This window comes from Amycolatopsis sp. NPDC003861 (assembly GCF_053605405.1).
The window spans coordinates 1-26,595 of sequence record NZ_JBSGJD010000131.1 but is presented as its reverse complement, the minus strand read 5'-3'; the positions used below and the strand labels follow the sequence as shown (position 1 = coordinate 26,595).

The following is a 26,595-nucleotide window of genomic DNA, read 5'->3' as shown; positions in this document are numbered from 1 at the left end:
GGGTAAGGTCGTCACCGAGGTCGCCCCGGTGGGTGACTTCTGGGAGGCCGAGCCGGAGCACCAGGACTACCTGCAGCGCATCCCGAACGGGTACACGTGCCACTTCGTGCGCCCGGGCTGGAAGCTCCCGAAGCGTGAGAAGACCGCCTGACGCCAGTAGCACCGAAGGGCCCCTTCGCCGATCACCGGCGGAGGGGCCCTTCGTCATGTCGGACGCAGTGAAGATCGTCCGAACGGCGGTGATCTTCGATTGGTCCTAAGTGGACAGCCGCCGAGCCCGATCCCAAAGATGTCAAATGTCCTTTTTAGGATGTATTGCGACTTGCCGATAAGACTCCTACGTTCGTCGCTTGTTCACGGCGCTTTCACACCGGATGCTGATTTCCGCTAAGCCGCACCATTTTTCCCCGTCGTCCCCGTTCTCGGCCCGGCTCGACCCCGGGCCGGTTCGCCCTGCCCGGAGGAGATCCTTCGATGCAACTGAGACGTCCATTCGTCTTGGCCGCGAGCGGCGCCCTCATCGCCGCGGTGTGCACGACCACCACCGCCCAGGCCCAGCCCGTCACCCCGAACGCCGTCCCGGACGCCCAGACCCTGGCCGTGTCGGCGGCGGCCGGGCTCGTGGCGAGCAGGCCCGCCGCGCTGCACGCGAGCGCGGACGACGTTTTCCTGGCCCAGAAGGCGATTTCCGCCACCAACGGCCTGAAGTACATCCCGTACGAGCGCAGCTACAAGGGCCTGGCCGTGGTGGGTGGCGACTTCGTGGTCGCCACCGACTCGACGGGCCAGGTGCTCGGCACCTCCGTCGCGCAGGACCAGACGATCGACCTCGCCACCACGACGGCGAAGGTCTCCCAGGCCGCGGCCGAGGCGACCGCGCGGCAGCAGCTGTCCGCGGTGGACAGCGTCAGCCCCGCGCAGCAGGTCGTCTACGCGCTCGGCACGCCGGCGCTGGCGTGGAAGAGCACCGTCGTCGGCCGCGACGCCGAAGGCCCGAGCCGGCTCGACGTCATCGTCGACGCCACCACCGGCAAGGTGCTCAAGACGCAGGAGCACGTCCTCAACGGTGACGGCACCAGCGCGTGGAACGGCCCGAACCCGGTGCACCTCGACACCACGCACTCGGGCAGCACGTACTCGCTGAAGGACCCCACGATCACCAACACGTCCTGCCAGGACGCGGCCAACAACACCACCTTCAGTGGGCCGGACGACCTCTGGGGCAACGGCACCGCCAGCAACCGGGAGACCGGCTGCGTCGACGCGCTGTTCGCCGCCCAGACCGAGAACAAGATGCTCTCGCAGTGGCTGGGCCGCAACAGCTTCGACGGCAACGGCGGCGGCTGGCCGATCCGCGTCGGCCTCAACGACCAGAACGCCTACTACGACGGCAGCCAGGTCCAGATCGGCAAGAACACCGCCGGCGGCTGGATCGGCTCGATCGACGTCGTCGCGCACGAGCACGGCCACGGCATCGACGACCACACCCCGGGTGGCATCTCCGGTGCGGGCACCCAGGAGTTCGTCGCGGACGTCTTCGGCGCGGCGACCGAGTGGTTCGCGAACGAGCCCGCTCCCTACGACCAGCCGGACTTCCTCGTCGGCGAGCAGGTCAACCTGGTCGGCTCCGGCCCGATCCGCAACATGTACAACCCGTCGGCGCTGGGCGACAAGAACTGCTACGACAGCAGCGTTCCCAACGGTGAGGTGCACGCGGCCGCCGGCCCCGGCAACCACTGGTTCTACCTGCTGGCCGAGGGCACGAACCCGACCAACGGGCAGCCGACCAGCAGCACGTGCAACAGCTCCACCGTCACCGGCCTCGGCGTGCAGACCGCGGTGAAGATCTTCTACAACGCGATGCTGCTCAAGACCTCCAGCAGCTCGTACCTGAAGTACCGCACCTGGACGCTGACCGCGGCGAAGAACCTGTTCCCGGGCAGCTGCACCGAGTTCAACACCGTCAAGGCGGCGTGGGACGCGATCAGCGTGCCGGCGCAGTCGGCCGACCCGACCTGCTCGGCGACCGGCACCGTCACCGTGTCCAACCCCGGCAACCAGTCCACCGTGACCGGCGCTTCGGTGAACCTGCCGCTGTCGGCTTCCGGCGGCACCGCGCCGTACACCTGGTCGGCCACCGGCCTGCCGGCCGGCCTGTCGATCAACGCCTCCACCGGCACGATCTCGGGCACCGCGACCACCGCGGGCACCTCGAACGTCACGGTGACGGCGAAGGACGCGGCCAACAAGACCGGCACGGCGTCGTTCTCGTGGACGGTCGGCACCACCGGCGGCTGCTCCGGCCAGAAGATCGCCAACGGCGGCTTCGAATCCGGCGCGACCAGCTGGACCGGCACCACCGGCTCCATCGGCCAGTGGGGCTCGCAGGGCCAGGCCGCCCACGGTGGCACGTACTCGTCCTGGCTGGACGGCTACGGCACCACGCACACCGAGTCGATCGCGCAGTCGGTGAGCATCCCGGCGGGCTGCCACGCCAGCCTGACGTTCTACCTGCACATCGACACCGCGGAGACGACCTCCTCCACCGCCTACGACAAGCTGACCGTCACCAACGGCAGCACGACGCTGGGCAGCTACTCCAACCTGAACAAGGCGTCCGGGTACGCGCTCAAGACCATCGACGTCTCGTCGGCGGCCGGCGGCACCCTCGCGCTGAAGTTCACCGGCACCGAGGACAGCTCGCTGCAGACCTCGTTCGTCATCGACGACGTGGCCGTGACGCTGAGCTGAAGCTGAACCACTGAAGCGGGGAGACCACGGTCTCCCCGCTTCAGTGTTTTCCGGAGCAGAATCGGCGCATGGACACCGAAGAGCTGCGCGCGACCCAGGCCCCGCTGAAGGACAAGTACCGCGAGCAGCCGGAGAGCGCGCTCGTGACGCTCCACGCCGACGCCGAGCTGGACGGCCTCGGCATCTCGTGCAAGGTCGAGACTGGCCGCGCGGTCGTGGAAGCGGGCCTGCACCCTGCTACCGGCGGCGACGGCACCCTCGCCTGTTCGGGGGACATGCTGCTCGAAGCGCTCGTCGCCTGCGCGGGCGTGACGCTGCGGGCCGTCGCGACGTCGCTGGGCCTCGAGGTCCGCGGCGGGCGCGTCCGGGCCGAGGGCGACCTCGACTTCCGCGGCACGCTGGCCGTCGCGAAGGACGCTCCGGTGGGCTTCCGCGCCATCCGGCTCTCGTTCGACCTGGACACCGACGCCGGCGAGGACGAACTGGCGACGCTCAAGAAGCTGACCGAGCGCTACTGCGTCGTCTTCCAGTCGCTGCGGACACCGCCGGAGTTCGCCGTCACGCTTTCGGCGGCTCAGGGATAAACCCGGAGGACAAATCGGGCAAGGTGGCCTAGCTTGTCGGGGTCACCTGAAGGGGGAGCCACCATGCCGCAGCCGGGACCGGACGTCGCCGTCCGGGTACGCGGGCTCGTGAAGACCTACGGTTCGACGCGCGCGCTCGACGGCGTCGACCTCGACATCCCGGCCGGGCAGGTGCTCGGCCTGCTCGGCCCGAACGGCGCCGGGAAGACCACCACCGTGCGCATCCTGACCACGCTGCTGCGCCCGGACTCGGGGTCCGCGCACGTGGCCGGGTACGACGTGCTGGCCGAGCCGGACGAGGTGCGGCGGCGGATCGGGCTGTCCGGCCAGTACGCGGCCGTCGACGAGAACCTCACCGGGTTCGAGAACCTCTACATGGTCGGGCGCCTCTACGGCCGGAAGAAGGCCGCGGCCCGGACCCGCGCCCGCGAGCTGCTGACGCGGTTCCGGCTCGAAGAGGCCGCCGACCGGCCGGCGAAGGGCTACTCCGGGGGCATGCGCCGCCGGCTCGACCTGGCCGGCGCGCTGGTCGCGGAGCCGACCGTCGTCGTCCTGGACGAGCCGACCACCGGCCTCGACCCGGGCGGGCGCCTCGACACCTGGGCCGTCATCAAGGAGCTCGTGGCCGACGGCACGACCGTGCTGCTGACCACCCAATACCTCGAAGAGGCCGACCAGCTCGCCGACTCGATCGTGGTGATCGACCACGGCCGGGTGATCGCGCGCGGCACGGCGGACGAGCTGAAGGCCCAGATCGGCGGCGAGCGCCTGGAGCTGGTCGTCGCCTCGGCCGCGGACCTGCCGGTGACGCTGGACGTCCTGCGCGAGGTCGGCACGGGTGAACCGTCCGGCGACGACCACACCCGGCGGGCCGAGATCCTGGTCGACACCGGGCCGAAGGCGCTGATCGAGGCGTTGCGGCGGCTCGACTCCCACGGCATCACGGTCCAGGACGTCGGCTTGCACCGCCCGACCCTGGACGACGTCTTCCTGTCCCTGACCGGCCACGGTGCTTCGGCTGAGGAGGCGGCGAAGTGAACGCGCTCGCAAAAGGCATTTCCGACGGCGGCATCGTCACCTGGCGCAACCTGATGAACGTCCGCCGCAACCCGGACTGGCTGATGGCGGCGACGCTGCAGCCGATCATGTTCGTGCTCTTGTTCGCCTACGTCTTCGGCAACGCGATCGGCGGCGAAGCGGGCGGCGCGGCGTACCGCGAGTTCCTGATCGCCGGGATCTTCGCCCAGACGGTGGCGTTCAACTCGGCGTTCACGGTCATCGGGTTCGCCAACGACCTGCAGAAGGGCATCATCGACCGGTTCCGGTCGCTGCCGATGTCCCGCGTCGCGGTGGTCCTCGGCCGCACGACGTCGGACCTGGTGGTCAGCGTGGTGGCGCTGGTCGTGATGTCGCTGTGCGGACTGCTGGTGGGCTGGCGGATCCGCGGCAGCTTCTGGGACGCGCTGCTCGGCTACCTGGTGATGCTGATGTTCGCGTGGGCGCTGTCCTGGGTCGGCGCGCTGATCGGCCTGGCCGCGCGCAGCGTCGAGGTGGCGCAGAGCGCGGGCCTGATCTGGATGTTCCCGCTGAGCTTCATCTCCTCGGCGTTCGTCCCGACCGACACGCTCCCGGCGTTCCTGAAGGCGATCGCGGACTGGAACCCGTTCACGGCGGTGATCAACGCGACCCGGGACCTGTTCGGGAACAAGTTCGGTGCCCCGCAGACGGGCTGGCCGGCGGAGAACGCGGCCCTGTACTCGATCCTGTGCTGCGTGGCGATCATCGCGATCTTCGCCCCGCTGGCGACGGCCCGGTACCGCCGGGTGGCGAGCAAGTAGGTGCCGGCTGTCCGTGAGGACGCTTCAGGGTCGCAGCGTCCTACAGTATCGACATCTGCACCTGACTCGACGGGACGACGAGCAGGTGCCCCTCGTCGCGGTCGTAGATGAAGGTGAGCCCGCCGTTCATCCCGATCAGCAATCCCACTCTTGTTCTCCCGCCCAGATCGCCCTTGACGAAGAACCAATTCGGATATTCCTCGTTCTTGACCCAATGATAGGCGCACAATGGCGGGTTGAGGTCCTGCCAGACCGGGTTGCTGGAGGCTGTGTTGGCATAGACGCTCAGCTTGGCTCCCGTTGTGGGATCCACTCGTGCCACGCCTGCACTTGCGGTCTCTTTCGCCCGGGAACCGGCGGAGCTGCCCAGACCGTGCGCGATCGTCGGTATCCCGACCACGACAAGGCCGATGTAGGCGCACAGGATCAGATTCCAGGTGAGCCGGGCAGCGGACCGGCTGATGGCGGGTCGGACCACGTAAAGTCCGCCACGCCGCCACGTTCTTCGCATTTCCAATCCCTGCTCGACGAGCAGATCCCGGACCTCCGAACTGCCCGCGGGTCTTCGGTACCACCACCGTTGGAGCACGGCGAACGAACCCAGGGACAGCAAGGCCACGATCATGACGAACGAGGCGGACAGCAGGCCGGTTCTGACCAGCTTCTGCAGTGCATTCAGTGGCGTTATGCCGATTTGGTCAGGAGTGATGTTGAAATTGGCGTAGTAGCCTGATGCGGCCACGTAGGCTGCTACCTGCGCAACGATTCCGGTGACCGTGATGGAGGCCGCGACGTTGGCGAACGAAATTTTCACAAGGGCGAAGCCTACGACAGAGCAGCGAAGATCGCGAAGACCCAGGGCCCTCCATTCACGACCTCCGCCGCGCGTCAGCCCTCTTCGGACAGCTCCACGATCGGGATCACCCGCTTGGCCTGCCGCGCCTTCGCCTGGTGATCCGCGAAAAACGGATACTCCTTCTCCAGCTCCGTCCACGTCCGCACGTAGTCCGCCCCGAGCAGCGGCAGCGCCTCGGCGTCGAACTCCCGCCCGTCAACCTCGACGTGCACCCGCGGGTCCGCCTCGAGGTTGAGGTACCAGTCCGGGTGCCGGGGCGCGCCGATGTTGGACGCCACCACCAGCCACCGGTCGCCGTCGCGGTGGACCATCATCGGGACCGTGTACGGCTCCCCCGAGGTACGGCCCGTCGTCGTGAGCAGCACCAGGCGCTCGCGGTGCATGCCCTCGACCTCGCCGCCCGCGCGGAACTGCTCGATCACCCGGCGGTTGGTCTCCGCGATGTCCACGACGGTCACCGGTCGTAGTACCGGGTCGGCGGGTCCTGCTGGGTCCACTGCTGCCGGGTCGGCGGTGGCGGCGCGGCGCTCTGCTGGCTGCGGCGCCGGTGCAGCGTGCGGGCGCTGGCCGCCATGCTGTTCACCACCGCGGCGATCACCAGGCCGATCACCAGGTTGATCACCGCCGTGGCGATCTTCGCGCTCGGTGCGACCGTCAGGGTCAGCGGCAGCACCACTGCGATCAACGTCACCAGCACCATGATCCAGCCGAAGAACTGGGACGGTGCCGGCGTCGCCACGCTCAGCAGGTGCATCAGCCCGGTGGCGAGCAGGGCCACCGCGGCGGCGACCAGCGCGTACGTCGTGGTGCTCGCGTTGCCCCAGACGCCCTCGCCTTTTGGGGCGAGCACTTCGACCTCGAAGATCCCGCGGGCGATCAGCAGCCCGACGACCGCGAGCAGGGCCGCGACCACCGCCGTCGCGACACCGCCCGCCCACAGCCGGCGCGCGTCGATCCCCGGGCGGACGTCCTGCGGCTGGTTCCCGTAGTACTCGGACATCACGGCCTTCCCTCGCCTCGGCAGTGCCTCCGCTCCCGATTGTCCCCCGATTCGGCCCCGGCCGCGATTTGCGCTGGAGCGCACTCCAGCTCGTAGCGTCGGAGCCATGACCACCGCACAGCACAAGATCGGTTCGGGCTTCGGCGCCACCACCACGGCCGCCGAAGCCGTCGCAGGCGCCGACCTCACCGGGAAGCTCGCCGTCGTCACCGGCGGGTACTCGGGGATCGGCCTCGAAACCACCCGCGCGCTGACCGGCGCCGGCGCCCACGTCGTCGTCCCGGCCCGCCGCCGCGAGACCGCCGGCGAAGCGCTTGCCGGAATCGAAAACACCGAGGTCGGCGAGCTGGACCTGGGCGACCTCGAGAGCGTCCGCGCGTTCGCCGACCGGTTCCTGGCGTCCGGGCGGGAGATCGACCTCTTCATCGCCAACGCCGGCATCATGGCCTGCCCGGAGACCCGGGTCGGGCCGGGCTGGGAAGCCCAGTTCGCCACCAACCACCTCGGCCACTTCGCGCTGGTCAACCGGCTGTGGCCGGCGATCGCCGAAGGCGCCCGCGTGGTCTCGCTGTCCTCGCGCGGCCACCACTACTCGCCGATCCGCTGGGACGACGTCCAGTTCGAAACCGGCTACGAGAAGTGGCAGGCCTACGGGCAGGCCAAGACCGCGAACGTGCTGTTCGCGGTGCAGCTCGACCAGCTGGGCGCCGAGAAGGGCGTCCACGCGTTCGCGCTGCACCCGGGCGGCATCATGACGCCGCTGCAGCGGCACCTGCCGCGGGCGGAGATGATCGAACGCGGCTGGATCGACGAGGCCGGGAACCACCTGATGGAGTTCAAGACGCCCGAGCAGGGCGCGGCGACGACGGTCTGGGCGGCGACCTCGCCGCAGCTGGCCGGGCTCGGCGGGCTGTACCTGGAGGACTGCGACGTCGCCGAGCTCGCGCCGGAGGACGCCGAGGGCCTCGCGGCTTCGGGTGTCCGCCGGTACGCCGTCGACCGCGAGCAGGCCGCGCGCCTGTGGACGCTGTCGGCGCAGCTCACGGGCGTGGACGCGTTCGCGCGGGCCTGACTGTCACGCCGGCGGGTCCCCGGACGATACCTTCGTCGTGATCTTCCGACGTTTGCCGGTCACGGGGCCGGGGTACCTGGCGCCCGTGGCCGACGAAGCCGGGAGAACGGGGCGCCCGCCGACTGACGACGGGGCCGAGGTCACGTGTGGCCGTTACGCGGTCGGTGAATTCACCATCACCCCGCGCAGCGCCCTCGACGGCGAGCGGCCGCCCGGTCTGCTGGGCGGGCGTTACGAAGTCGGCAGGCTGATCGGCAGCGGCGGCACGGCCCGCGTGTACCGGGCCTACGACGTCCGGCTGACCCGCGAGGTCGCCGTCAAGATCTACGACCGCGACGCGGTGGCGCTCGACCAGCGGCGCCGGCTGCGCGAGATGACGATCCAGGGCAGCATCAGCCACCCGGGCGTGGTGGCGCTGCTGGACAGCGGCACCGAGAACGGCCGGACGTACCTGGTGATGCAGCTCGTCGAGGGCGAGAACCTCGCCGAGCGCCTGCTGGGCGGCCCCCTGCCGGCGGCGGACGTGACGGCGCTGGCGGACGGGCTCGCCGAGGCACTGGCCCACGTCCACGCACGGCGCATCGTGCACCGCGACCTCAAGCCGGCCAACGTGTTCCTGTCCGCGGACGGTCCCCTGATCGGCGACTTCGGCATCGCCCACGCCCTCGACACGACGCACATCACGGGCACGGGCCTGATCCCGGGCACGGCGGCGTACCTGGCGCCGGAGCAGGTCTCGGGCGAGCCGGCCGGCCCGCCGGCGGACGTGTACGCGCTGGGCTTGATCCTCCTGGAATGCCTGACGGGCCAACGGGAGTACCCGGGCACCATGGTCGAGGCGGCCATGGCCCGGCTGACGAGACCACCCCGCATCCCGGAGGACGCACCGGCAACGTTGGCGTACACGCTGCGCCGGATGACCCAGCGAGAGCCCGCCGACCGCCCGACGGCGGCCAAGGTGCTGGACATGCTGCACGCGCCCCCGCCGACGTTGCCGTGGAGCAGGACGCAGCGCAGCCCCCGCTGGCGCCGCCGCCCGGCCGCGGCAGTTGCTGTGGGATCCCCCGACGTGACGGAGGCTTTCAGCCCGGCACGGGGCGAGCTGGGCGCCGCGGGGCACGAGGCGACGGCCCTCGGCCCGGCGCGAGGCGAACTGGGCGCCGCGGAGCGCGAGGCGGCTGCAGGCTTCAGCCCGGCGCGAGGCGACCTCGGCACAGCCGGGCGCGAGGCCACCACCCCCGGCGAACCTCATCGGCTCGCCGAGGCCCTGACGCACTTCGCCTCCCGCCCGGCCGAAGCCCCGGGGCGGCGGCGCCTGGCCGCCGTGGCCGGGCTGAGCGTTGCCGCCGTTGCTGCCGTTGCCGCTGTGCTTCTCGCCCAGCACGAAACCGGGTCCGGTTCGCCCGCGCAGCCGCCCGCCGCGAACTCTCCCGCCCCTTCCGTCACCCCCTCGTCCTCCACCCCGCTCGCCGAATCCGGGACGTCCGCCCCGGGCACGTCGCGGCCCGCCGAACCCGGCGGCTCCGGCACGCAGCCCGGCACCAGCGAAGCCGCGTCGCTCGAACCCGCCGCCGTGACGCACGACAGCCCGCCCGAGGAGCCGGCGAAGCCACCCGGCAAGCCCCCGAAGATCGAGCCGCCCGGCAAGGCCAAGGGCAAGGGGCCCGGCCACGACTCGTGAGCGGGACCTCCGGCGCGCGGATCCGGGTCCAACGGCCCTAGTGCCGAAAACGGTCGGGAATGGCCGGTAATTCGATTCCGTGAATTGGGACTCGAACCAATAACGGCAGGTAACCGAAGGCCGCTCCGGGCCGACTCACTCCACGGTGCCGCCGCCGGGAATCCCCTCCCGGCCGGTTCGACGAGCATTCCCCGGAGGTCTGGATGAGTGTCCACGCTGCCCTCGCGCGGCCGGTTTTCCGCACACCGAGCGGCCGGCACGCCAAGCCGGGTCCCGCGTGGCCGCGGGTCGCCGGGCGGGCAGTTTTCCTGATCACCGCCCTGTTGTGCGCCGGTGCCGTCTTCGCGCTCGGGTGGCCGCCCGCGCTGCTGGCGGTGCCCGCCACCGCGTTCGTGCTGCTCCTCGCGGGCGTGGCGAAACTGCGGACCGCGAGCCGGAAGATCGACACCATCCTCGCCGAAGAACTGCCGGAATCCGATTGATCAAGCGAGGGCGTAGAAGTCCTCGAGCACCGCTTTGGCGGCTTCGGTATCGGGCACGGCGACGTCCCAGCACACCTGCCCGTCTTCGACGGCGACGTCGAAGCCGAAGAACGGACAGCACGCCTTCTCCCGGGCGGCGAGGTCACGGACCCACGCCTCGACGCCCGGCTCCGCGCGGAACCGGAACCGGATGCCGACGGCGGTCCGTTCCCGGACGGCGAGGGCCTCGGCGAACAGCCTGCGGTATTCGGCCAGCCGCTCCGCGGGCGTGTCGCGGGCATCCGTCATGTCGCAGGCGATCGGCGTCGACGCCGGCGGGATCTCCATGTCAGCCTCCTTGTCGATAAGGACGGTTCGAGCCTAGAGTCTGGAGTTGACTCCAGAGTCAAGGGAGAAGTCCGTGAAGATCGGCGAGGTGGCCCGGGCAGCCGGGGTGAGCGTGGACACGGTCCGCTTCTACGAACGCCGCGGCGTGCTGCCGGAGGCGGCCCGGCGCCCCAGCGGCTACCGGGTGTTCCCCGTCTCGGCGGCCGACCGCATCCGTTCGGCGAAAGCGTTGCAGGACCTGGGTTTCACCCTCGACGAGGTGTCCGACGCCCTGCGCGCCCACGACACCGGCGACGCCACCTGCGAGACGGAGCGCTGGCGCCTGGAGGCGGTCGTCGCCCGGCTGGACGAGCGGATCGCCGCACTGCACCGCGTCCGCGCCAAGGCGGCGGAGAGCCTGGCGGACTGCCGGGCGGGCTGCTGCCGCCTGATCGGCGGCGCCTGACCGTGGAGTTCTTCTGCTACCACCGCGACCGCCCCGGGTCTTCGGCGCTGCGGCAGGCGACGCTGGAAGCGCACTGGTCGTACCTGGACCAGTTCGCCGACCGGATGATCGCCCGCGGCCCGACCCTGGCCGCCGACGGCATCCCGACCGGCAGTGTGCACGTCCTCGATCTGCCGGACCCGGCCGCCGCCCGCGCGTTCGCCTTCGACGAGCCCACCTACCAGGCCGGCGGTTACCGGGACGTCCTGCTGCGCCGGTGGCGCAACACGCTGGGCACCACCATGTGGGAGTCGCCCGGCGAGCCGTCCGGCTACCTGGTCCTCGGCCTCGCCGAAGGCCCACCCGCCGACACCGAGCGCCCGGACGGGCCCGACCTCATCGCCTACGGACCGCTCCTGTCCGACGACGGCGTCACCTGGCTCGGCACCGCCGCACTGGTCAGAGCGGCCGCCCCCGCCGCGGCCCGCGCCGTCCTCACCGAGGACCGGTACGCCGCCATCGAGGTGCACACCTGGCGGTTCGGCGGCAGGGTCACCGCAGGTCCAGCCACATGATGCGGAGCCCGACGTCCCCGGCGACCGGGTGGCGGAAGGCTCCGGGCGCCGTTCCGAGCGTCACGAACCCCAAGCTCTCGTACAGCCGGACCGCGGCCACGTTCACGTCGACGACCGCGTTGAACTGGATCGCCGCGAACCCGCTCCGCCGGGCCCAAGCGATCAGATCCGTCGTGAGCGCCCGTCCGACCCCCGTGCCGCGTGCGTCCTTCGCCACCATCAGGCTGCCGGAGGCGACGTGGCTGCCCGGCCCCGGCCGGTTGGCGTACATGTTCGCCGTGCCGGTCACCCGGTCGCCGTCGAGGGCGACGACCACGCGGGCCGGCGGGTCGCGCAGCCACATCTCCCGGGCGTCGCGCTCGGTCATCGCCGGGTCGTACGGGAACGTCTGCCGCTCGGTGACGACGTCGTGGATGATCGGCCAGATCGCGGGCCAGTCCTCGGCGCGGGCTTCGCGGATCACGGCCGCACCACCTCGCAGAGTTCCGGGACGACGGCCTCGATGTCGTCCCGCAGCACGAACGCGGCATCGTCGTCGTACGGCGTCGGGTCGCGGTTGACGACGACCAGCGCCGCCCCGGCCCGCACGGCGACCGTGCACAGCGACGCCGCCGGCTCCACCTGCAGCGTGCTGCCGATCGCGAAGAACAGGCCGCTCGCCGCTGCGATGTTCCGCGCGTGCCCGAGGACTTCGCCGTCGAGCAACTGTCCGAAAAGGACGACGTCGGGCTTGAGGATGCCGCCGCAGTGCGGGCACGACGGGTCGTCGTCGCCCGCTTCGAGGACATCGGCGGTCGGGAACCCGGCCGCGCAGCCGGTGCACCGCGTGGTGCGCATGCTGCCGTGCAGCTCGAGAACCTTGCGCTCGGCGAGCCCGGCCCGCTGGTGCAGGCCGTCGACGTTCTGCGTGAGCACCCGGACGGCGACGCCCGCGCTGTCGAGTTCCGCCAGCGCGCGGTGGGCGGCGTTCGGCTCGGCGCGCCACGCGGCGTGTCCCCGGTACGTGCGCCAGAATTCGCGGCGCACGCCGGCGTCGGCCATGAAGTTCTCGAGGGTGAAGGCGGTCACGGCGCTCGGCGTGCGCGTCCAGACGCCTTCGGGGCCGCGGTAGTCGGGAATCCCGGACGCGGTGGAGATGCCCGCGCCGGTCAGCGCGGCGACCCGCCGGGCCCCGCGGACCCGGTCGATGAGCTTGCCGTCCATGGTGCCGGAGGCTAACGGCTCGCAGACGGCGGCACGAACGGATTATCGCGTCTCTCGGTCCTTCCGCAGCCGCAACGCCAGCGCCGGGCACGCCGCGGCCGCGCGCCGGGCCTCGGCCACCAGTTCCACCGGCACCGGGCCCGGCGCCACCACCGGATAGCCCCACTCGTCGAGGCGCACCAGTTCCGGCAGGAGGTCCGCGCACAACCCGTGCGCGCTGCACCCGATCGGGTCCACTGTCACCTTCATGCGACACCCGCCGGGATCCGGCACCGGCCGCCGGCCTGGTGGGTGCGGACGTCGGCGTCGAAGATCGCCAACGCGCTCGCCGCGAGCCGCGCCGCACCGTCCGGGTGGGCGCACGCGCCGCGGCCGGTCAGCAACGGGAGGCGGCGGGCCAGCCGGGCCGTCGCCGGGCCACCGCGGACCAGTTCCGCGAAGTCCGCCGCGATCGACGGCAGACCGAACGTGCACGGCCCGCACTGGAGGGCCGACTCCGCCGCCAGGAACGCCAGCACCTTCGCCGTGTACTCCAGCCCGCAGTCACGCGCGGGGAGGGCGTAGACCGCGGCGATCCCGGACAGGCCGGCGCCGAGGTCCGCGGTCCACGTTCCGCCGGCGAGCACCGCCTGCACCGGCTCCGCTTCGCCGCCCGCCGCGGCCAGCACGCCAGCCAGGGACGTCCCCTCGGCCACCTCCACGACGCCGGGCCGCCGGACCGCGCCGGTCACCGTGACGAGCTCGGTGCGGGACGCGCGATAGTGGTGCGGCCCCAGCAGGACCACCGACGCCAGCTGCGCCAGTGTCTCCACATTGGACACCAGGGTGGGCCGCCCGCGCACGCCGCGTTCGGCGGGCCGGGGCCGCTTTCCCAGCGGCCGCGCGTCCCCCGACGTCAGGTACCGGACGAGCGCGGTCTCTTCGCTGGCGACGTAGCGGCGCGGGACCTCCGCGACCCGCACCGGCACCCGGTCTTCGCGTTCGGCGAGCGCCGCGGCGACGCTCGGCAGTGCCGGGCTGCCCGCGTGCACGCAGAGCACGGCCTCGACGGCGCCGGTCGCGTGGGCGGCGAGCTGCAGGCCGTCGAGCACGAGGTGCGGCGAAAGCGTGAGCAGCACGACGTCTTTGCGGCTGAGCGGGTCGCCTTCGCACCCGTTCGCGACGACGACCGAGCGGTTCGACCGGGCCGCGCGCAGCTTCACCGCCGTCGGGAAGCCCGCGCCGCCGCGGCCGCGCAGGTCCGCCGCTTCGACGGCGGCGATCAGCCGGTCGCGGCCGTCGTCGCCGTGGTAGGCGACCCACGGCACGACGCCGTTGCGGCGCCGGTGGCCGGCCAGGTCGAGCCGGTGCGGGGGCAGGATGCTCATCGGGTGCCTCCCAGGGCAGCGAACTTGCGGGCGTGGGTCGCGCGGTAGCCGGCCGAAGCGAGCACGGCCAGCACGCACAGGACGTCGAGCGCGACGATCCAGCCGTAGGCGGCGTCGGCTTCGGCCATGCCGAACCCGTGCACCAGCGCGACGGGCCAGCACAGGTAGGCCAGCCAGTGCACGGCCCGCCAGGCCCGCGCCGGCAACCGGGCGCGCAGCAGGCTGGTGACGACGATCGCGAGCAGCAGGTCGATCGCGACGGCGCCGAGCCCGACCCACAGCGGCTGGTAACCCGCGCCGAACGGAACGACGACGTCGAGCCAGCCGAGCGAGACGTAGCCGTCGAGGATGGCCGACGCGATGTGCGCCGCGAGGAACGCCAGGCTGGTCAGCGCCAGGTTCCGGTGTACGGCGGCGACGGCGAACCGCGGCCATTCGCGCGTGGCGAACCGGCCGGCGCCGAGCGCGCCGAGGACGACGACGCCGGTGAAGAGCACGAGCGAGACGAGCCCGGTCGCGCGGCTGAAGTACCACACCGCGGAGCTCATGCCGCCGCCCGTTCCGCGGGCCAGCCGGGGGTCGTGACGACGTCGCCGTCGACGCCGGCCAGCCGCGCGGGGAGGTTCCGCCGCTCGAGCCAGCCGGGTGCGGCGCCGCCGAGGACGATCGCCGCCGTGCTCGCGGTGTTGGCGTCCACAGTGGACTTCGCGGCGACGGTGACGGTGCGCCAGCGCGCTTCGGGCATGTCGCCGGTGCGCGGGTCGACGATGTGGTGCACGGTCCGGCCGCCGTGGCGCCAGCGCCGCCGGGTGGTGCCCGAGGTGGCGAGCGCGCCGTCACGGTGGAGGGCGACGGTGGCGGCCGGCCGGGTGACGGCGTCCGCGTGGTCGTCGCCGAGCGCGATCTGCCAGCCGCCGTCGGGCGGGGGCCCGGCGGCGCGCAGGTCGCCGCCGAGGTTCACCAGCGTTCCGCAGCCGGTGGTGGTGTGGATCCGCCGGGCGGCCCGGTCGGCGGCGAAGGCCTTGGCGGTCGCACCGAGGTCGAGGTGCACGCCCCGCGGGAGGACGACGAGCCGCCGGGCGGGGTCGAAGAGGATCCGGTGCCAGCCGGGCGCGGGAGCCGCCGGTGTCGCGGTGTTCCGGTCAGCGGCAATCGAAGCGAAGTCGCGGTCGTAGCCCAGCGCGCACACCGCCGCCCCCACCGTCGGGTCGACCAGTCCGTCGGTCAACCGCGCCGCGCGCAACGCCACCTCCAGCGCCTCCGCCAGCAGCGGCCCCACGCGGACCTCCCGCCCGGCCACCTCGTGCAGCCGCGAGATCTCCGAGTCCGGCCGGAACCGGCTGCACGCCAGATCGAGCGCCGCCAGTTCTTCGCGCAACAGGGCGACCGCCTCCCCCAGCCGGGTGGGATCGGTGACGATCAACTCGGCCGTCGTGCCCAGGGCCGGGAACGCCGTCGTCATGACGCCCCCGAACCGGTGTGCGCGTGGCCGGATCCGCTGCTCAAGCCGCTGTCAGGCGCCTGGAGCTGGTCCTGGGAGCCGGTCGAGCCGGTGGAATCGGAGGTGGAGGTCGAATCCGAGGTCGTGGCCGAAGCCGTCGAGAGGCCGAAGCCGATGGCGCATGCGGCGGCCGCGCCCAGTACCGCGGCGGCCGCCGTGGCCAGCGCGGCCTTGCGGCGTCCCTGCTCGCGGCGGGCGGGTCCGGCCGGGGTGGTGGGTTCCATGGCACCGAGTGTCGGCGCCGTTCCTTTGAACGAGCTGGGAACGACCTGTCAAAGCCCTGGCGCACCAACCAAAGGCGGTTGACACCGGAAAGCCATTCACCCACTCTTTCCGTTGTCCGCCGGAGGTTTCCTGGTGTTCACGAACCGGACCACAGCACCTCACGAACCGGTCCCCTGCCGTGGGCACCATGAGGCGCCCACCCCCTCAGTGCTGGAGGACCCATGATCCGCAAGCGGATCTTCGCTGCGTTCGCCGCGGCCGCCCTGGTCACCGCCGGAGCGGTCACCGCCGCCGGCACCGGATCCGGCGAGCCGGCCGCCGTCCGGCCGGCCGCCGCGGCCGTGCCGGCGTTCGACCACATCGTCCTCGTCATGTTCGAGAACAAGAAGTACTCCTCGATCAACGGCAGTTCCAGCGCGCCCTACTTCAACACCCTCGCCTCGCAGAGCGCGAAGTTCACGAACTCCTTCGCGATCACCCACCCGAGCCAGCCCAACTACGTCGCCCTCTTCTCCGGAGCGACGCAGGGCGTCACCGACGACAGCTGCCCGGCCAACCTCGGTGCGAAGGCCAACCTCGGCCGTCAGCTGATCGACGCGGGCAAGACCTTCAAGGGCTACTCCGAAGCCATGCCTTCGGACGGCTACACCGGCTGCTCCAGCGGCACCTACCGCCGCAAGCACAACAGCTGGGTCGACTTCTCCAACGTCCCCGCCGCGAGCAACCTCCGGTTCTCGGGCTTCCCGTCGGACTTCACCCAGCTGCCGACCGTCGCCTTCGTGACCCCCGACATGTGCAGCGACATGCACGACTGCTCCGTCGGCACCGGCGACACCTGGCTGAAAAAGAACCTCGACGCCTACGCCCAGTGGGCCAAGACGCACAACAGCCTGCTGATCACCACCTTCGACGAGGACAGCGGCACGTCGGTCAACCAGATCTTCACGACGTTCACCGGCGCCAACGTGAAGGTCGGCAGCTACAGCGAATCCATCAACCACTACACCGTGCTGCGCACCATCGAGGCGGCCTACGGCCTGCCCGGCATCGGCAACGCCGCGAGCAAGTCGCCGATCCTCGACGTCTGGCAGTAACCGGGTGTACCTGTCCACGATCGGTCGCCGGGAGCACGCCGGGACGGTGTCCCGGCGCAAGCTCTCGGCGGTCGGCGCGAACGTCTTCGCGCTGGGTGCGGTCAGCCTCGTCACCGACGTCTCCTCCGAGATGGTCACCGCGGTCCTGCCGGTGTACCTGGTCCTCGGCCTGCACCTGAGCCCCGCCGCGTACGGCCTGGTCGACGGCCTCTACACCGGCGCGACGGCGCTGCTGCGGATCGTCGGCGGGTACGTCGCCGACCGAGTCCGGCGGCGCAAGGTCGTGGCCGGCGCCGGCTACGCGCTGTCCGCGGTGATGAAGCTCGGCCTGCTCGTGGCCGGGTCGTCGGCGACGGCGATCGGCGCGGTGATCACGCTCGACCGCACCGGCAAGGGCCTGCGGACCGCCCCGCGGGACGCGGTGATCACACTGTCGGCCCCGGAACCGCTGCTCGGGCGGGCGTTCGGCGTGCACCGCGCGATGGACAGCATGGGCGCGTTCGCCGGGCCGCTGGTCGCGCTCGGCGTGCTGGCGGCCGTCGGCGCGGCCGACCCCGAGGCGTTCGACGCCGTGTTCGTCGTCAGCTTCTGCATCGCCGCGATCGGCGTGCTGCTGCTGGTGCTGTTCGTCCGCGACCGCCGGACGCCGAACGCCACCGCGACGCCGGTCTCGCCGCGGGCGGCGGCCGCGTTGCTGCGCGGCCGCGGCGTGCGGCGGCTGCTGGTGGCCGCGTGCGTGCTCGGGCTGGCCACGGTCGGCGACGGGTTCGTCTACCTGCTGCTGCAGCACAAGGAGGACATCGCCACCGGCTGGTTCCCGCTGCTCGCCGTCGGCACGAACCTCAGCTACCTGCTGCTCGCCGCGCCGCTGGGCGCGCTCGCCGACCGGGTCGGGCGGCTGCCGGTGGTGCTCGGCGGGTACGGCGCGCTCGCGCTGGTCTACCTGCTGCTGGCCGGGCCGGTGTCCGGCTGGCCGCTGTTCGCGCTGTCGCTCGCGTTGTACGGCGTGTTCTACGCGGCGACCGACGGCGTCCTCATGGCCCTCGCCGGTCCGCTGCTGCCGGAGTCGTTGCGCACCACGGGGATCTCAATGGTCCAGACCGCGCAGGCGCTGGCGTACTTCGCCTCGTCCGTCCTATTCGGACTCGCCTGGCAGTTCTGGGGCGCCGATCGCGCGATCGCCGTCGCGGCGGGCGGGGCGGTGGTCGCGATCGCCGCGACCTTCGCGGTACTGCGGAAGGTGGAGGCGTGAAGACGCGGATCCTCATCGCGGTCGTCGGCGTGCTCGTGCTCGCCGGGGCCGCGGTCGCGTACGTCGGGTTCGCGAGCGCGCGCGGCCATGACGTCACCGCGACCGGCGCGGTCAGCCTCGCCCCCGGTCCGCGGCTGCTGTTCCGCAGCACCGCCGACGCCGACCGCGGGCACGTCGCCACCGTGTCCGCCACCGATCCCGGCGGCCCGCGGACGGTGTCGCCGCTGTCGTGCGCGCGGGTGTACGCCGCCGGCGGCACCGGGCTCTGCCTGCGCCAGGACGGCGACCTGACCACCTACCAGCTGGCCGTCCTCGATCGGGGGCTGGCGGTGCAGCGGGAGATCCCGCTGGTCGGGCTGCCGAACCGGGCGCGGGTGTCGGCGAGCGGCCGGATGCTCGCGTGGACGGTGTTCGTCACCGGCGACTCCTACAACGGCGGGATGTTCTCCACCCGCGCCGGGATCCTCGACACAGCGACCGGCGACCTCGCGGGCACCCTAGAAGACTACGCGGTGACCCTCGACGGCGAGCCGTACCAGGCGGCCGACCTCAACTTCTGGGGCGTCACGTTCACCCGCGACGACCGCCACTTCTACGCGACGATGTCGACGGCCGGCCGCCGCTACCTGGTCGCGGGCGACTTCGCCGCGCACACGATCCGCACGCTGCGTGAGAACGTCGAGTGCCCGTCGCTGTCCCCCGATGGGACGCGGGTGGCGTTCAAGTCCGCAGTGGACGGTGACCCGGCCCACGGCTGGCGGCTGTCGGTGCTGGACCTCGCGGCCTCCGAGGTGACGCCGCTGGCCGAGACCCGCAGCGTCGACGACCAGCCGGCCTGGCTCGACGACCACACGATCGGCTACGGCCTGCCCCGCGGCCCGGGCCACGCGGACGTCTGGTCGGTCCCCGCCGACGGCTCGGGCGCGCCCCGGCTGCTCATCCCGGACGCCGAGTCACCGGCGGCGCTGGGACCGTGATCGCCGGTGCCTTCCGGGTGCGGCCACGGTTAGTCCAGTTTGCGCAGCCCGTCGAGGATGCGGCGCATCAGGTCCGTGTCCGGGGGCGCGAAGGCGAACCGCGGCGCCGGGGCCCCTGCGGTCGCCGGGGGCGGGAGGATGCCGGCCACGCGGGACGGCAGCCGGGTCAGCGCGGGTTCGCGGCGGGTCTGCGCGGGGATCGGCAGCGTCGGCAGGGCCACCGTGCCCGCTTCGGCCAGCCGCCGGGTGGCGTGCTCGCGCCGCAGCCGTGACTGGATCCCGGCCACGGTGAAGTCCGGCTCGGGGTCGGCGGCGGCCGGGGGACGGCCCGGCCGCAGGCGTTCCAGGCTGATCGCCCAGGCCGCCGCGGCGAAGGCCGGCAGGAGCAGCCCGGCGACGATCGCGAGGCCCGGCAGGTCGACGGCCATCAGGCGGCCCCGGGCACAGGTAGGAGCATGACGTTCACTTCCGGACGGACGGTTCTTCCGCAGCATGGCCGACACCTGGATATTCGACTTCGACGAATTTTCGCGGACCCCGCAGCCCATCATGAATGACGGTCGACGCTCCCGCAAGCGGCCGAACGGGGTCGGCCGTCCGGACGGTAAAACTGCAGCTCGGCGTGGTTCCCCGGCAGGTAGACCGCGCCCCTCACCCAGTAGTACGGACGCGGGTTCGATCCGGTTCACCGCATTTTTGCACGATTCGTGTCCACCGCCGCCGCAAACAGCGGAAATGCGGGCCCGGCGCGCGCTGGTTCGGCGACTGGAGCGGGGACATCCGCGCGGCGGCCGGCTCCTCCACCTACGCCGCCGATGTCGCCGATGTCGCGGACAAGCGGCCGGTCCTGGTCGCCTACACCATCCCCGGCCGCGACCGGATCTCCGCGTCCGCCGACGGCATCGGCGGCAAGCCGGCGCTGGTGATCATCGAGGGCGGCTGACCAGGTCGCACGCCGTCGCCAGCTCCGCCGGGGTCGCGTCGGCGGGGAGGGCGATCGTCGCCGAGGCCGGCGGGCGCACGCCGCGCAGCCAGCCGCCGAGGGCGTCGAACGCCGTCCGGAAGCACGGGCCCAGCGGGCGCAGCCGGTCCGGGTAGGCGTCGACCAGCCCGTCGACGTGGTTGCCGCCTTCGATCCGGTAGTACCGGTGCAGCGCCCCGCGCCCGGAATCGCGGATCATCCGGTCGTAGACGTCGGAGTCGCGGGTGATCGGCAGCAGCGTGTCGAGCGTTCCGTGCAGGGTCAGCAGCGGCTTGCCGATCCGGCCGGTCAGCGAGATCCGCTCGACCGCCCGGGCCACGGACCGCGGCCGGGACGCATACGCGTAGTCGGCGTCGCACGACGGCGTTCCCGAGGCGCAGAACGGGGTACCGGCCTCGAGCGGGCCGTCGAACGAGGGGTCGACCTCTTCGCGGTAGATCCGCTGGGTCAGGTCCCAGTAGACGCGGTAGTGGTAGTCCCACAGGAACTCCGACCCCGGTGCGAATCCGGCGTCCAAAATGGACTGGTGGGCCGCTGCCGATCCCGCCGCGTAGGCCGGGTACGCGCGCAGGGCCGGCGGCAGGAACGTGAGCAGGTTCGGCCCGTCGGCCCGCCACAGCGTCCCTTCCCAGTCGACGCCGCCGTCGTAGAGCCACGGCCGGTTCTCCAGCTGCCACCGCACGAGGTAGCCGCCGTTGGACAGCCCGGCCGCGAGGGTCTTGGCCACCGGACGGCCGTAGTGCCGGGCCGCGGCGGCGCGGGCGGCCAGCGTCAGCTGCGTGACGCGCGAGTTCCACTCGGCCAGCGCGTCCCCCGGCCGGTCGCCGTCGGTGAAGAACGCGGCGCCGGTGTTGCCCTTGTCGGTCGCGGCGAAGGCGTAGCCTTCCGCGAGCGCCTGGTCGCCGATCGCGCGGTCGTTCGCGTACTGGCGGCGGACGCCGGGCGAGCCGGAGACGACCAGGCCGCCGTTCCACCGGTCCGGCAGCCGGAGCACGAACTGGGCGTCGTGGTTCCAGCCGTGGTTGGTGTTCGCCGTGGAGGTGTCCGGGAAGTAGCCGTCGACCTGCACGCCGGGTACCGCGCCGAAGGTCGGCAGCCCCGCCGACGTCAGCCCGGCCCAGTCCGCCTCGACGGTGTGCCCGGACGCGAGCGTGCCGGTCGTCGTCAGGTCGTCCAGGCAGGCGGCGACCTGCTGTTGCGCGCCCGGCACGGTGGCCGAGCAGCGCCGCCCGGCCGAAGCCGACGCCGGCGCGGGCAGCGCCACCGCGAGCGCGCCCGCCAGAACCCAAACCAGCCAACCCCGCACGGTTCACCTCCGGTCTTCGAGGTCCCCAGCCAAGCGCGTGCCGCGGCCGCGAGCCATCCCGCCGGTCACCATGAATCGGCGAGCCGATGTGGTGGGCGGACACATGGTCCGAACCGCGGGGCCGCCTTAGCGTCGCTGGGGACCCTCTCAACGACGAGAAGGAGCCCACCATGCGCAAGCTCGCTTTCGCCGGCCTCGCCGCGATCACCGCCGCCGCGCTCGCCACCGTCGGGGTGGCCGCCGCCGACCCGCCGCCGTCGTCCCTGGTCCAGGTGCCGAACTTCGGCGCCAATCCCGGCAACCTGGCGATGTACACCTACACCCCCGCCGGCCTCGGGACCGGCCGACCGGTGGTCGTCGCCCTGCACGGCTGCACGCAGAGCGCCGCGGACTACCACGCCCATTCGGGCTGGCCGGAGCTGGCCGACCGCTGGCGGTTCGAGGTCGTGTTCCCGCAGACGTCCACGGCGAACAACTCGCTGAAGTGCTTCACCTGGTTCGACCCGGCCGACGACACGCGCGGAAAGGGCGAAGCGGCGTCGATCAAGTCCATGGTGGACAAGGCGGTCGCCGACCACGGCTCGGATACCGCGCGCGTCTTCGTCACCGGCTTGTCGGCGGGCGGCGGGATGGCGGCCGACCTGCTGGCCGCGTATCCGGACGTCTTCGCCGGAGGTGGGATCAACGCGGGTTTGCCCGCGCAGTGCGCCACCAGCATCACGCAGACGTCGAGCTGCCAGCAGAACGACCAGCACCTGACCCCGGCCCAGTGGGCGGCGAAGGTCAAGGCGCAGTACCCGGGTTACGGCGGGCCGTGGCCGCGCGTCGCGATCTGGCAGGGCACGGGCGACTACACGGTCGCCCCGGTCAACGGCACCGAATTGCGCGACCAGTGGACGGCGGTGCACGGTGTCGCGCAGACGCCGACAAGCACGCAGTCCCTGCCGGGCGGCACGACGCTGACGACGTACGCGGACAAGGTGCAGCTGTACTCGATCGCGGGAATGGGCCACGGCACCGCGGTCGACCCGGGAACCGGCCCGGCCCAGTGCGGCAGCACCGGCGCGTACTTCCTGGCGGGAATCTGTTCCAGTTACTACACGGGCGTGTTCTTCGGGCTGGACAACGGATCGAGCACGCCGCCGCCCACGACGTCGACCACCACCACCATCGCTCAGCCGGGAACGTGTGTGAGCGCCAGCAACTACGCCCACACGCAGGCGGGCCGCGCGCACCAGAGCGGCGGCCAGACGTACGCGAACGGTTCGAACCAGGCCATGGGCCTGTGGAACACCTTCACGATCCACGCCCTGCGGGAGACATCCCCGGGCTACTGGGTACTCGCCGACGGCCAGTGTTAGGACTTCGGGGGCCGCTCGGCTCGGCTGAGCAGCCCCCGTTTTCCACGCTATCGGAGAGCACCGGCGAAAACGGGGTCACCGCGGCGAGGCGAGCCGGTGCAGGCGCAGGGCCAGCTGGATCTCCAGCGCCCGATCCGGCACCTGCCAATCCTCCCCCAGCAGCGACGCCACCCGCTCCAGCCGCTGCACCACCGTGTTCACGTGGACGTGCAGCACGTCCTTCGTCCGCGCCAGTTGCGCGCCGTTCGCGAAATACGCCCGCAGCGTCGCGACCAGCTCCGTGCCGCGGCGCTCGTCGTAGTCCAGGACCGGCCCGAGCGTCTGGCGGACGAACGCGTCCAGGTCCGCGCGGTCGCCGAGGAGCTGGCCGAGGAACCCGAGGCCCGCCATCGCCGCGCCTTCACCACTGCGGCCCAAAGCCAGCAGTGCCCGGACGCAGCGGGCCGCCTCCGCGTGGGCCTCCGCGATCGCCGACGGCCCGCTCGCCGGGCCCGCCGCGCCCACCGTGACCGGGCGGCCGGTCGCCGAGCCGAGGTCGGCCGCGATGCGGCGGGCCAGCTCGTCCGGGTCGCCGGTCGCCAGTAGCACGACCTCCTCCGCGTGCACCCCGACCAGCGTCGCGTGCCGGGCGGCCGCGCTCGCCACGCGCCGGCGGGAGCCGCCGTCCGCGTGGGCGACCAGGACCGCGTGCGGGGCCGACAGGTCGATGCCCAGGCGGCGGCCGCGGGCCAGCAGCGCCCGGGGATTGCGGCCGGGCGCGGTGAGCAGGTCGGTCAGCAGCTCGCCGCGGACCTCGTCCTCGGCGCGCACCACCGATCGCCGCAGCATCAGCAGCAGCGCCGTCACGACGCCGGCGCGTTCGAACAGCCGCCGGTCGGGGTCGCTCAACCCCGCGCGGCCGGCCAGCACCAGGCTGCCGAGCAGTTCCGGGCCCGCCTGCACCGCGCACACCCAGTTGTCCTTTGTGGACACCGCACGCCCGGTGGTGCGCGCCGCGGCGAGTGCGTCCGGGTCGAGGACGACCGGCGTCGCCGAGCTCGCCAGGAGCGTGCCGTCGGCATCGTAGACCGTGAGGCTCCCGTGCAGCACGGCCGCGACCGCGTCGGCAACGTCCGGCAGGTCGCCCCCGCGCAGCACCAGGTCGGTCAGCCGGTCGTGGGCGTCCTCGGCCCGTTCCATCGTCGCGTTGGCCTCGTTGAGCTCCGCGACCGCGCGGCGGGTCTGGTCGAGGAGGTTCGCGCTGTCCAGGGCGATCGCCGCGTGGTCGGCCAGCGACGACAGCAGCGCCACCTCGTCGGCGGAGAACTCCCGGGTGGCGCGGTCGGACGCGAAGAGCACGCCCAGCACCTTCGGGCCGATCGCCAGCGGGACACCGAGGATCGCGGTCAGGCCCTCGTCTTCGACGCCGGAGTCGATGTGCCGCGTGTGCTTGAACCGGTCGTCGTTGAAGTAGTCCGACGTCGCGTACGGCCGCGCGGTCTGCGCGACCAGCCCGCCGAGGCCCTCCCCCATGCCCAGCACGATCTGCTGGAACTCGGCCGACACCGACCCGTCGCTGACCCGGACGTAGGTCTTGTTCTCGGCCTCGTCGTTCAGCGAAAGGTAGGAGACGTCGACGCCGAGCAGCGCCCGCGCCCGCCGGACGATCGAGCGCAGCACGGTGTCCGGATCGGACAGCGCGGCGAGCTCGCTCGCGGTCTCGAACAACGCGGTGAGCTGGGCCTCGCGCCGCCGGTGTTCGGCCAGGGTCTCGCGGATCCGCAGGGCCAGCTCGCCCGCGCTGGCCAGCGCGGCCAGGTCGGCCGCACCGAGGGCGCCCTCGGCGCGGGCGGCCACGACGACGTGCGCCAGCTGCTCGGTGCTCGCCCCGGAGGCGAGCAGGTCGAGCAGCCGGCGCAGGGCGTCCGAGGGTGCGGTCACGGCCGTCATGCTAGGGCGAGACGGCCGCCTTCTCCGCCTCGACGTCGTCGTGCAGCGACTCACCACGGGTTTCGCGGGCGGACAGCAGCGCGATCACCGTGATCAAGCACATCGCCGCGACGTACAGCGACACCGGCACCGTGCTGCCCCAGGCGGAGAACAGCGCGACGGCGATCAGCGGGGCGACGGCCCCGGCGGCGATCGACGACAGCTGCCCGCCGACCGACAGGCCGGTGTAGCGCACCCGCGTCGGGAACTGCTCGGCGAAGAACGCGGCCTGCGGGCCGTACATCGCGCCGTGCAGCACCAGCCCGACGGTCGCGGCCAGCACGATCACCGCCGACGACTTCGTGTCGAGCAGCGCGAAGAACGCGAAGCCCCAGAAGGCCATCCCGATCGCGCCGAACAGGTAGACCGGGCGGCGGCCGACCCGGTCCGACAGCGCACCCCACACCGGGATCGTCACGAAGTGCACCGCCGACCCGATGAGCACCGCGGTCAGGCCGACGCCCTTCGGCAGGTGCAGCCCGGTCGTGACGTACACCAGGATGAACGCGGTGATCACGTAGTAGGAGACGTTCTCGGCCATCCGCGCGCCGATCGTGATCAGCACCTGCCGCCAGCTCTTGCGGAAGACCTCGACGACCGGGACGTGCTTTTCGGCGCGCACCTCGGCCTGCCGCTGGGCGGCTAGGAACACCGGCGACTCGGCGACGGCCAGCCGGATCCACAGGCCGATCAGCAGCAGCACGCCCGAGAGCAGGAAGGGAACCCGCCAGCCCCAGGACAGGAAGGCCGCGTCCGACTGCATCGCGGACAGGATCGCCAGGACGGCGGTGGCCAGCAGGTTCCCGCCGGGCGCACCGCACTGCGGCCAGCTCGCCCAGAACCCGCGGCGGCGGTCGTCACCGTGTTCGGAGACGATCAGGACGGCCCCGCCCCACTCGCCGCCGAGCGCGAAGCCCTGGACGAGCCGCAGCAGCGTGAGCAGGAGAGGCGCCGCGACCCCCGCGGTGGCGTACGTCGGCAGCACGCCCATCAGGCAGGTCGAGCCACCCATCAGCACCAGGCTGACGATCAGCAGCTTCTTGCGGCCGAGCCGGTCGCCGAAGTGGCCGAAGACCAGGCCGCCGATCGGGCGGGCGAGGAAGCCGACGGCGTAGGTCAGGAACGCCAGCAGCGTGCCGGTGAGCGGGTCCGCCGTCGGGAAGAACAGCTTGTTGAAGACGAGGGCGGCGGCCGAGGTGTAGAGGAAGAAGTCGTACCACTCGATGGTGGTGCCGATCAGGCTCGCGCCGACGATCTTGGCGATCGCCGACCGGTGGGGTTGGCTCACTGCGGGCTCCACTTCCTTGTGGTTGTGCGGGTTCCTAGGCGGCGGTCCAGCCGCCGTCGAGCGGGATGGACGCCCCGGTGAGGTGACCGGCGTGCGGCGAGCACAGCCACCCGACCAGGGAAGCGACGTCCTCGGGTTCGATGAGCTTCTTGATCGCGGCCCGCTTGAGCAGCACCTCGGCGACGACGTCCGCACGCGGGATGTCGTGCTCGGCGGCCTGGGCGTCGATCTGCCCGTCGACCAGAGGGGTGCGGACGTACCCGGGGTTGACGCAGTTGCTGGTGACCCCGTGTGCGGCGCCTTCGAGAGCGGCGACTTTCGAAAGCCCTTCGAGCCCGTGCTTGGCGGCGACATAGGCGGCCTTGTAGGCCGAGGCGCGCAATCCGTGGACGCTCGACATGTAGAACTCGACGTCGAGGGCCGCCGCCACCCGGTCGGCCAGGGCGGCGGGCAGCGCCTCGCCGCCCGCCACCAGCCAGCG

Annotated in this window: 31 protein-coding genes; 15 read left to right on the top strand and 16 right to left on the bottom strand. The window is 72.2% G+C overall.

The features are described from left to right. The 5 genes from ACWEVN_RS28505 to ACWEVN_RS28485 form a co-directional block, all read left to right on the top strand. On the top strand, nt 1-151 hold a 151-nt coding region (locus tag ACWEVN_RS28505), incomplete at its 5' end, for a peptide-methionine (S)-S-oxide reductase (protein WP_452053347.1). A gap of 323 nt (nt 152-474) precedes the next feature. Then, nucleotides 475-2,751, top strand: coding sequence for a M4 family metallopeptidase (locus ACWEVN_RS28500; RefSeq protein WP_452053345.1), 2,277 nt, complete (start codon nt 475-477; stop codon nt 2,749-2,751). Nucleotides 2,752-2,819: 68 nt separating this feature from the next. Then, nucleotides 2,820-3,335 carry an OsmC family protein gene (locus ACWEVN_RS28495; RefSeq protein ID WP_310971475.1) on the top strand — a complete coding sequence of 172 codons (516 nt, stop codon included), beginning with the start codon at nt 2,820-2,822 and terminating at the stop codon, nt 3,333-3,335. Between the two features lie 63 nt (nt 3,336-3,398). Continuing rightward, entirely contained in the window at nt 3,399-4,373 is a 975-nt protein-coding gene (locus tag ACWEVN_RS28490; protein WP_449684245.1) for an ATP-binding cassette domain-containing protein, read from the top strand. Further along, entirely contained in the window at nt 4,370-5,173 is an 804-nt protein-coding gene (locus tag ACWEVN_RS28485; protein ID WP_310971473.1) for an ABC transporter permease, read from the top strand. Before ACWEVN_RS28490 ends, ACWEVN_RS28485 begins: the two co-directional genes overlap by 4 nt. 40 nt (nt 5,174-5,213) lie before the next feature. On the opposite strand, the gene ACWEVN_RS28480 is transcribed toward ACWEVN_RS28485, so the two are convergent. From ACWEVN_RS28480 to ACWEVN_RS28470, 3 genes are all read right to left on the bottom strand, one after another. Beyond that, nucleotides 5,214-5,987 (bottom strand): hypothetical protein, encoded by a 774-nt coding sequence (locus tag ACWEVN_RS28480; protein WP_449684247.1) that lies wholly within the window; start codon nt 5,985-5,987, stop codon nt 5,214-5,216. Between the two features lie 74 nt (nt 5,988-6,061). Beyond that, nucleotides 6,062-6,487, bottom strand: coding sequence for a nitroreductase/quinone reductase family protein (locus ACWEVN_RS28475; protein WP_452053344.1), 426 nt, complete (start codon nt 6,485-6,487; stop codon nt 6,062-6,064). Next, a complete protein-coding gene (locus tag ACWEVN_RS28470; protein ID WP_310971471.1) occupies nt 6,484-7,029 on the bottom strand; it encodes a DUF6069 family protein in 546 nt (181 codons plus the stop codon). Before ACWEVN_RS28470 ends, ACWEVN_RS28475 begins: the two co-directional genes overlap by 4 nt. A 106-nt stretch (nt 7,030-7,135) precedes the next feature. Between ACWEVN_RS28470 and ACWEVN_RS28465 the strand changes: the two genes are divergently transcribed. From ACWEVN_RS28465 to ACWEVN_RS28455, 3 genes are all read left to right on the top strand, one after another. After that, nucleotides 7,136-8,101, top strand: coding sequence for an SDR family NAD(P)-dependent oxidoreductase (locus ACWEVN_RS28465; protein WP_452053343.1), 966 nt, complete (start codon nt 7,136-7,138; stop codon nt 8,099-8,101). A gap of 37 nt (nt 8,102-8,138) precedes the next feature. Next, the gene (locus ACWEVN_RS28460; RefSeq protein WP_452053342.1) at nt 8,139-9,782 is read left to right on the top strand and encodes a protein kinase domain-containing protein; all 1,644 of its coding nucleotides are present in this window, start codon (nt 8,139-8,141) and stop codon (nt 9,780-9,782) included. 203 nt (nt 9,783-9,985) lie between these two features. After that, the gene (locus tag ACWEVN_RS28455; RefSeq protein WP_449684251.1) at nt 9,986-10,264 is read left to right on the top strand and encodes a hypothetical protein; all 279 of its coding nucleotides are present in this window, start codon (nt 9,986-9,988) and stop codon (nt 10,262-10,264) included. On the opposite strand, the gene ACWEVN_RS28450 is transcribed toward ACWEVN_RS28455, so the two are convergent. Further along, nucleotides 10,265-10,591, bottom strand: coding sequence for a hypothetical protein (locus ACWEVN_RS28450; RefSeq protein WP_449684252.1), 327 nt, complete (start codon nt 10,589-10,591; stop codon nt 10,265-10,267). 73 nt (nt 10,592-10,664) lie between these two features. Here ACWEVN_RS28450 and ACWEVN_RS28445 point away from each other — a divergent pair, with 73 nt between their 5' ends. Both ACWEVN_RS28445 and ACWEVN_RS28440 read left to right on the top strand, forming a co-directional pair. Next, nucleotides 10,665-11,036 (top strand): MerR family transcriptional regulator, encoded by a 372-nt coding sequence (locus ACWEVN_RS28445; protein ID WP_452053341.1) that lies wholly within the window; start codon nt 10,665-10,667, stop codon nt 11,034-11,036. Between the two features lie 2 nt (nt 11,037-11,038). Next, the gene (locus tag ACWEVN_RS28440) at nt 11,039-11,590 is read left to right on the top strand and encodes a YciI family protein (protein ID WP_452053340.1); all 552 of its coding nucleotides are present in this window, start codon (nt 11,039-11,041) and stop codon (nt 11,588-11,590) included. Here the strand turns inward: ACWEVN_RS28440 and ACWEVN_RS28435 are convergent. Genes ACWEVN_RS28435 through ACWEVN_RS28405 form a run of 7 tightly spaced genes read right to left on the bottom strand, consistent with a single transcriptional unit; the run spans nt 11,568 to nt 15,885 of the window. Next, nucleotides 11,568-12,053, bottom strand: coding sequence for an N-acetyltransferase family protein (locus tag ACWEVN_RS28435; RefSeq protein WP_449684255.1), 486 nt, complete (start codon nt 12,051-12,053; stop codon nt 11,568-11,570). The genes ACWEVN_RS28440 and ACWEVN_RS28435 overlap by 23 nt on opposite strands. Then, on the bottom strand, nt 12,050-12,793 hold the full coding sequence (locus ACWEVN_RS28430) for an SIR2 family NAD-dependent protein deacylase (protein ID WP_452053339.1): 744 nt from the start codon (nt 12,791-12,793) through the stop codon (nt 12,050-12,052). Before ACWEVN_RS28430 ends, ACWEVN_RS28435 begins: the two co-directional genes overlap by 4 nt. A gap of 42 nt (nt 12,794-12,835) precedes the next feature. Continuing rightward, nucleotides 12,836-13,042, bottom strand: coding sequence for a ferredoxin (locus ACWEVN_RS28425; protein ID WP_452053338.1), 207 nt, complete (start codon nt 13,040-13,042; stop codon nt 12,836-12,838). Further along, nucleotides 13,039-14,160, bottom strand: coding sequence for an NADH-ubiquinone oxidoreductase-F iron-sulfur binding region domain-containing protein (locus tag ACWEVN_RS28420; RefSeq protein ID WP_452053337.1), 1,122 nt, complete (start codon nt 14,158-14,160; stop codon nt 13,039-13,041). Before ACWEVN_RS28420 ends, ACWEVN_RS28425 begins: the two co-directional genes overlap by 4 nt. After that, nucleotides 14,157-14,708 carry a ferric reductase-like transmembrane domain-containing protein gene (locus ACWEVN_RS28415; protein ID WP_452053336.1) on the bottom strand — a complete coding sequence of 184 codons (552 nt, stop codon included), beginning with the start codon at nt 14,706-14,708 and terminating at the stop codon, nt 14,157-14,159. Before ACWEVN_RS28415 ends, ACWEVN_RS28420 begins: the two co-directional genes overlap by 4 nt. Beyond that, entirely contained in the window at nt 14,705-15,622 is a 918-nt protein-coding gene (locus tag ACWEVN_RS28410; protein ID WP_452053335.1) for an FAD:protein FMN transferase, read from the bottom strand. Before ACWEVN_RS28410 ends, ACWEVN_RS28415 begins: the two co-directional genes overlap by 4 nt. Further along, nucleotides 15,619-15,885, bottom strand: coding sequence for a hypothetical protein (locus ACWEVN_RS28405; RefSeq protein WP_452053334.1), 267 nt, complete (start codon nt 15,883-15,885; stop codon nt 15,619-15,621). Before ACWEVN_RS28405 ends, ACWEVN_RS28410 begins: the two co-directional genes overlap by 4 nt. 222 nt (nt 15,886-16,107) lie before the next feature. On the opposite strand from ACWEVN_RS28405, the gene ACWEVN_RS28400 reads away from it, so the two are divergent. From ACWEVN_RS28400 to ACWEVN_RS28390, 3 genes are read left to right on the top strand one after another with little or no spacing between them, the layout of a single operon-like run. Continuing rightward, a complete protein-coding gene (locus ACWEVN_RS28400; RefSeq protein WP_452053333.1) occupies nt 16,108-16,980 on the top strand; it encodes an alkaline phosphatase family protein in 873 nt (290 codons plus the stop codon). 4 nt (nt 16,981-16,984) lie between these two features. Further along, nucleotides 16,985-18,232, top strand: coding sequence for an MFS transporter (locus ACWEVN_RS28395; protein WP_452053332.1), 1,248 nt, complete (start codon nt 16,985-16,987; stop codon nt 18,230-18,232). Continuing rightward, complete coding sequence (locus ACWEVN_RS28390; protein ID WP_452053331.1) at nt 18,229-19,209, top strand: TolB family protein; 981 nt, start codon at nt 18,229-18,231, stop codon at nt 19,207-19,209. Before ACWEVN_RS28395 ends, ACWEVN_RS28390 begins: the two co-directional genes overlap by 4 nt. A 29-nt stretch (nt 19,210-19,238) precedes the next feature. Here ACWEVN_RS28390 and ACWEVN_RS28385 read toward each other — a convergent pair whose 3' ends face one another. Beyond that, nucleotides 19,239-19,637: a hypothetical protein gene (locus tag ACWEVN_RS28385; protein ID WP_452053330.1), complete on the bottom strand. Its 399-nt coding sequence runs from the start codon at nt 19,635-19,637 to the stop codon at nt 19,239-19,241. Nucleotides 19,638-19,762: 125 nt separating this feature from the next. On the opposite strand from ACWEVN_RS28385, the gene ACWEVN_RS28380 reads away from it, so the two are divergent. Further along, nucleotides 19,763-20,152 (top strand): hypothetical protein, encoded by a 390-nt coding sequence (locus ACWEVN_RS28380; protein ID WP_452053329.1) that lies wholly within the window; start codon nt 19,763-19,765, stop codon nt 20,150-20,152. On the opposite strand, the gene ACWEVN_RS28375 is transcribed toward ACWEVN_RS28380, so the two are convergent. Continuing rightward, complete coding sequence (locus ACWEVN_RS28375; RefSeq protein WP_452053346.1) at nt 20,136-21,455, bottom strand: 3-hydroxybutyrate oligomer hydrolase family protein; 1,320 nt, start codon at nt 21,453-21,455, stop codon at nt 20,136-20,138. The two genes, ACWEVN_RS28380 and ACWEVN_RS28375, sit on opposite strands and share 17 nt — an antisense overlap. Before the next feature lie 212 nt (nt 21,456-21,667). Here ACWEVN_RS28375 and ACWEVN_RS28370 point away from each other — a divergent pair, with 212 nt between their 5' ends. After that, nucleotides 21,668-22,858 carry an extracellular catalytic domain type 1 short-chain-length polyhydroxyalkanoate depolymerase gene (locus ACWEVN_RS28370; protein WP_452053328.1) on the top strand — a complete coding sequence of 397 codons (1,191 nt, stop codon included), beginning with the start codon at nt 21,668-21,670 and terminating at the stop codon, nt 22,856-22,858. Nucleotides 22,859-22,933: 75 nt separating this feature from the next. Here the strand turns inward: ACWEVN_RS28370 and ACWEVN_RS28365 are convergent, their stop codons facing one another. From ACWEVN_RS28365 to ACWEVN_RS28355, 3 genes are all read right to left on the bottom strand, one after another. After that, nucleotides 22,934-24,787, bottom strand: coding sequence for a helix-turn-helix domain-containing protein (locus ACWEVN_RS28365; protein WP_452053327.1), 1,854 nt, complete (start codon nt 24,785-24,787; stop codon nt 22,934-22,936). Nucleotide 24,788: 1 nt separating this feature from the next. After that, nucleotides 24,789-26,114: an MFS transporter gene (locus ACWEVN_RS28360; protein WP_452053326.1), complete on the bottom strand. Its 1,326-nt coding sequence runs from the start codon at nt 26,112-26,114 to the stop codon at nt 24,789-24,791. Nucleotides 26,115-26,148: 34 nt separating this feature from the next. After that, a partial coding sequence (locus tag ACWEVN_RS28355) for an SDR family oxidoreductase (RefSeq protein WP_452053325.1) occupies nt 26,149-26,595 on the bottom strand: 447 nt, incomplete at its 5' end.

Bases quoted from the DNA above. Each gene is read 5' to 3' on its own strand.
- ACWEVN_RS28500 (WP_452053345.1), top strand. From the start codon at position 475: ATGCAACTGAGACGTCCATTCGTCTTGGCCGCGAGCGGCGCCCTCATC.
- ACWEVN_RS28495 (WP_310971475.1), top strand. From the start codon at position 2,820: ATGGACACCGAAGAGCTGCGCGCGACCCAGGCCCCGCTGAAGGACAAG.
- ACWEVN_RS28490 (WP_449684245.1), top strand. From the start codon at position 3,399: ATGCCGCAGCCGGGACCGGACGTCGCCGTCCGGGTACGCGGGCTCGTG.
- ACWEVN_RS28470 (WP_310971471.1), bottom strand. From the start codon at position 7,029: ATGTCCGAGTACTACGGGAACCAGCCGCAGGACGTCCGCCCGGGGATC.
- ACWEVN_RS28465 (WP_452053343.1), top strand. From the start codon at position 7,136: ATGACCACCGCACAGCACAAGATCGGTTCGGGCTTCGGCGCCACCACC.
- ACWEVN_RS28455 (WP_449684251.1), top strand. From the start codon at position 9,986: ATGAGTGTCCACGCTGCCCTCGCGCGGCCGGTTTTCCGCACACCGAGC.
- ACWEVN_RS28450 (WP_449684252.1), bottom strand. From the start codon at position 10,591: ATGGAGATCCCGCCGGCGTCGACGCCGATCGCCTGCGACATGACGGAT.
- ACWEVN_RS28430 (WP_452053339.1), bottom strand. From the start codon at position 12,793: ATGGACGGCAAGCTCATCGACCGGGTCCGCGGGGCCCGGCGGGTCGCC.
- ACWEVN_RS28425 (WP_452053338.1), bottom strand. From the start codon at position 13,042: ATGAAGGTGACAGTGGACCCGATCGGGTGCAGCGCGCACGGGTTGTGC.
- ACWEVN_RS28420 (WP_452053337.1), bottom strand. From the start codon at position 14,160: ATGAGCATCCTGCCCCCGCACCGGCTCGACCTGGCCGGCCACCGGCGC.
- ACWEVN_RS28415 (WP_452053336.1), bottom strand. From the start codon at position 14,708: ATGAGCTCCGCGGTGTGGTACTTCAGCCGCGCGACCGGGCTCGTCTCG.
- ACWEVN_RS28410 (WP_452053335.1), bottom strand. From the start codon at position 15,622: ATGACGACGGCGTTCCCGGCCCTGGGCACGACGGCCGAGTTGATCGTC.
- ACWEVN_RS28405 (WP_452053334.1), bottom strand. From the start codon at position 15,885: ATGGAACCCACCACCCCGGCCGGACCCGCCCGCCGCGAGCAGGGACGC.
- ACWEVN_RS28400 (WP_452053333.1), top strand. From the start codon at position 16,108: ATGATCCGCAAGCGGATCTTCGCTGCGTTCGCCGCGGCCGCCCTGGTC.
- ACWEVN_RS28385 (WP_452053330.1), bottom strand. From the start codon at position 19,637: ATGGCCGTCGACCTGCCGGGCCTCGCGATCGTCGCCGGGCTGCTCCTG.
- ACWEVN_RS28380 (WP_452053329.1), top strand. From the start codon at position 19,763: ATGACGGTCGACGCTCCCGCAAGCGGCCGAACGGGGTCGGCCGTCCGG.
- ACWEVN_RS28370 (WP_452053328.1), top strand. From the start codon at position 21,668: ATGCGCAAGCTCGCTTTCGCCGGCCTCGCCGCGATCACCGCCGCCGCG.
- ACWEVN_RS28365 (WP_452053327.1), bottom strand. From the start codon at position 24,787: ATGACGGCCGTGACCGCACCCTCGGACGCCCTGCGCCGGCTGCTCGAC.